This is a genomic window from Mycobacterium sp., from assembly GCF_050700595.1.
Lineage (GTDB): Bacteria > Actinomycetota > Actinomycetes > Mycobacteriales > Mycobacteriaceae > Mycobacterium.
On the sequence record NZ_JBOHHI010000147.1, the window covers coordinates 1 to 2876 of the forward strand.

General features: G+C 65.2%; 3 protein-coding genes and 2 pseudogenes. 3 read left to right on the plus strand and 2 right to left on the minus strand.

Features of this window, described 5'->3' with window-relative positions; all coding sequences use genetic code 11:
- Positions 1 to 615, plus strand: a pseudogene (locus tag ACRDTL_RS13875) (hypothetical protein); the annotation flags it as partial.
- An 11-nt stretch (positions 616 to 626) separates the two neighbouring features.
- Positions 627 to 998: a nuclear transport factor 2 family protein gene (locus ACRDTL_RS13880; protein WP_431507285.1), complete on the plus strand. Its 372-nt coding sequence runs from the start codon at positions 627 to 629 to the stop codon at positions 996 to 998.
- A 39-nt stretch (positions 999 to 1037) separates the two neighbouring features.
- Here the strand turns inward: ACRDTL_RS13880 and ACRDTL_RS13885 are convergent, their stop codons facing one another.
- On the minus strand, positions 1038 to 1415 hold the full coding sequence (locus ACRDTL_RS13885) for a plasmid mobilization protein (RefSeq protein WP_431507286.1): 378 nt from the start codon (positions 1413 to 1415) through the stop codon (positions 1038 to 1040).
- Positions 1416 to 1536: 121 nt separating this feature from the next.
- Between ACRDTL_RS13885 and ACRDTL_RS13890 the strand changes: the two genes are divergently transcribed.
- Positions 1537 to 2031 (plus strand): DUF6941 family protein, encoded by a 495-nt coding sequence (locus ACRDTL_RS13890; protein ID WP_431507287.1) that lies wholly within the window; start codon positions 1537 to 1539, stop codon positions 2029 to 2031.
- Between the two features lie 37 nt (positions 2032 to 2068).
- Here the strand turns inward: ACRDTL_RS13890 and ACRDTL_RS13895 are convergent.
- Positions 2069 to 2164 (minus strand): annotated as a pseudogene (locus ACRDTL_RS13895) (pyridoxamine 5'-phosphate oxidase family protein); the annotation flags it as partial.
- Between the last annotated feature and the right edge of the window lie 712 nt (positions 2165 to 2876).

Sequence of the window (2876 nt, forward strand, 5' to 3'; positions counted from 1 at the left end):
GAAGACCATGCGATGCTGGCCACCGGGTTGCTGACGCTCTACCAGCTGACCGCCGACGGTAGCTGGCTGACGACGGCGACCGAGCTGATCGACCTCGCGCTGGCGCACTTCGCCGATCCTGACCGGCCGGGCCGCTGGTTCGACAGCGCCGATGACGCCGAGCAGCTGGTGTTGCGGCCGGCCGACCCACTGGACGGGGCGACGCCGTCGGGCGCATCCTCGATCGCCGAGGCGCTGCTGATCGCCGCGCACCTGGTCGAGGAGCGGTCCGAGGCGTATCGGCAGGCGGCAACCGACGCGCTGTCGGCGCATTCCGTGCTGCTGGAGCGCGCGCCACGCTCCGCCGGGCACTGGCTGGCCGTCGCCGAATCCGCGGTGCGCGGTCCGCTGCAGGTCGCGGTGGCCTGCGACCCGCCGGGATCGTCGCTGCTTGCCGAAGCGCGCCGGCTTGCGCCCGGCGGCGCGATCGTCATCGGCGGCGAAGTGGACTCGTCGGAGCTGCTGGTCGGCCGCGACCGGGTGGGCGGCGCCGACGCCGCCTATGTATGCCGCGGGCGGGTGTGCGACCTGCCGGTCACCACGACCGAGGATCTGGCCGCCGCGCTGTCGCGGTAGCGTGACGTCTCATGCCGAGTGCTCAAGACATCGCCGACACCGTCAACCGCTACATCAACCTGGTCGCCAAGGGCAGCGCCGAGGACATCGCCGAGCTGTATGCCGACGACGCCACCGTCGAGGATCCGGTCGGCGGCGAGGTGCACGTCGGCCGGCAGGCGATCCGGGGGTTTTACGCCGCGGTCGAAAACGCCGAGCGGCAATGCGAACTGGTGTCGCTGCGGGTCGCCGGTAGCGAGGCGGCGTTTCAGTTTCGGCTGACCGTGACGGTCGGCGACAGCAGGATGGTGATCGAGCCGATCGACGTGATGGCGTTCGACGAGAACGGCAAGGTCGCCGCGATGAAGGCCTACTGGTCGGCCGACAACGTCACCCAGCTTTAGCCGGGCGGTGGGAGTTGGCGGCTTGCCGCGGGCGCGCTGCTACGACGCCGATGAGCTGGCGACGAAAAGATAGGGCCTGCTGGGCGCGGGGGGCTCTTTGTCCATTACTTCCTTTGTCGGCGACGTCTCCGTTTCCGCGGAAGTTGTGTTCGCGACGATCCTATGTATGGCCATAGGCGGCGTGGACCGCTGCGCGGGCCGCAATGCGCTGTCGCGGACATACCGGCTCACAGTCAGACCGCGAGCTTTGGCCTGAGCTTGAACGACACGTAACTCCTCTGCCGTGACGCGGATGCTGATCATTGCCGCACGTTGCCTCTTCTCGGACCGTCGCGGCGAAGTCTTTCGAATCACCTTCTCAAGCTCATCCGCAACCTCGGCTTCTTCACGGACGGAACGTCCGCGGTCGTCGTCCATATCAGCCTCCTGGAGCCCTTGCGTGCACTGACGTACCGAGATTCGTGGCGGTCATACCGTAATGCTGCTACGGTATGACCGTTCTGTACATTATGTCGAGTTTCCTGGGAGTAGGCGATCGATGGAGTTAGCTGCACTGCTGTGCAACCACGCGGAGGCTCAGAACAACCGGCTCTACCTGTCGGGAGGCGGCATTGATCAAGCCGTAATTCCGGCGGGCCAACCCAGCCCTTGGCAGGTGTCACTGGCGGTGGGAATGTGCATTGAAGTCCCTTGGACCGAGACGAACCAAGACCATGCTGTTCACATCGCTCTCCTGGACGCTGATGACAACCCGGTTGAGGTGCAAACGAATGCGACCGATCGTAAGACGTTCAACGTCGACCTCCGGTTCAACGTTGGCCGTCCGCCCCAACTCGAAGCCGGCGCAAGCCAGAATGTTGCGTTAGCCGTCAACGTGCCGATTCTCCCGTTCGAGAAGCTCGGCTCGTACACGTTCGCCGTCAGCATTAACGGCACCGAATTACGGCGTCTGCCATACCGGCTGGTCGGTCAGCAAGGCATGACAATTGCGCCTAGCGGCCCAAGGGGCCCGGGTCAGCACGCGCATGATTAAGTGACAGCGCGCCCGGGGCCCGTTCTATATCCTGCTAGGTCAGCCGGGTGCGGATGATTGCGCGGCCTTGGTCGACCAGATGATTGACCGGGCGGATCGCCGGAAGCGATATGGGACTAAATACAACCCGCCCCGCCGGATGCGCTAGACGAGCTCGGGATGGGGTTGGGGGCGACGGCGGTTTGGTGTGTGTTGGTTATGACCTCGGCCGTGTGTGCCGGTACCGATGGTGGCGGAGCCGCTGACGAGCTCGACGACGTCCTTGACGTGGTGGTACTGGGTGAGGGTGATGGGACTGGAGGTGGCAGTGAGATGAGTGTTGGCGGGGACCACGTTCTGCCCTCGTAGCACGTACCGAGGGTTTTGACAGTGCTGCCGACATCGATGGTGACAGGGACGTTCTCGACGCGGGTGCCGATGCCGGCGCCCATGACGGTGACGAAGCCGCTGTTGACGTGTATGGCGGTGCCCGTCCCGAGGGTGACGGTGCTGCCGGCCGGGGCGGCAGCGGTTTGGCCTTGCGGGACGAGGGTGACGGTGGTGGGTCGGCGATCTGCACTCTGGCGTTGGACGCGGTCAGCTGCTGGGAAGCGGTGGTCGTGCCGAACTGCGCTTGGGATTGGGTGTCGGCGCTCGTGGCGTTGCCGGCGGCCTGGGCCACCGCGCGGGCCGGGGCGCCCTACTTGGCCGGGTTGGTGGTCTGCGGCGGCTCACTAAACCGAAGTTCCCCCCGTTTTAGGTCGTCTATCAATGCAGGGCTTTGTGAGCTGCTGGTATGCATCCACGGACTCGAAATGTGTAATCATGTATTAGCTAGATCTGTACGGCGTGTCATCCGCTGATCC

What these genes read in the sequence shown, in the direction of transcription:
- ACRDTL_RS13880 (WP_431507285.1), top strand. Translation starts at nt 627, where the DNA reads ATGCCGAGTGCTCAAGACATCGCCGACACCGTCAACCGCTACATCAAC.
- ACRDTL_RS13885 (WP_431507286.1), bottom strand. Translation starts at nt 1,415, where the DNA reads ATGGACGACGACCGCGGACGTTCCGTCCGTGAAGAAGCCGAGGTTGCG.
- ACRDTL_RS13890 (WP_431507287.1), top strand. Translation starts at nt 1,537, where the DNA reads ATGGAGTTAGCTGCACTGCTGTGCAACCACGCGGAGGCTCAGAACAAC.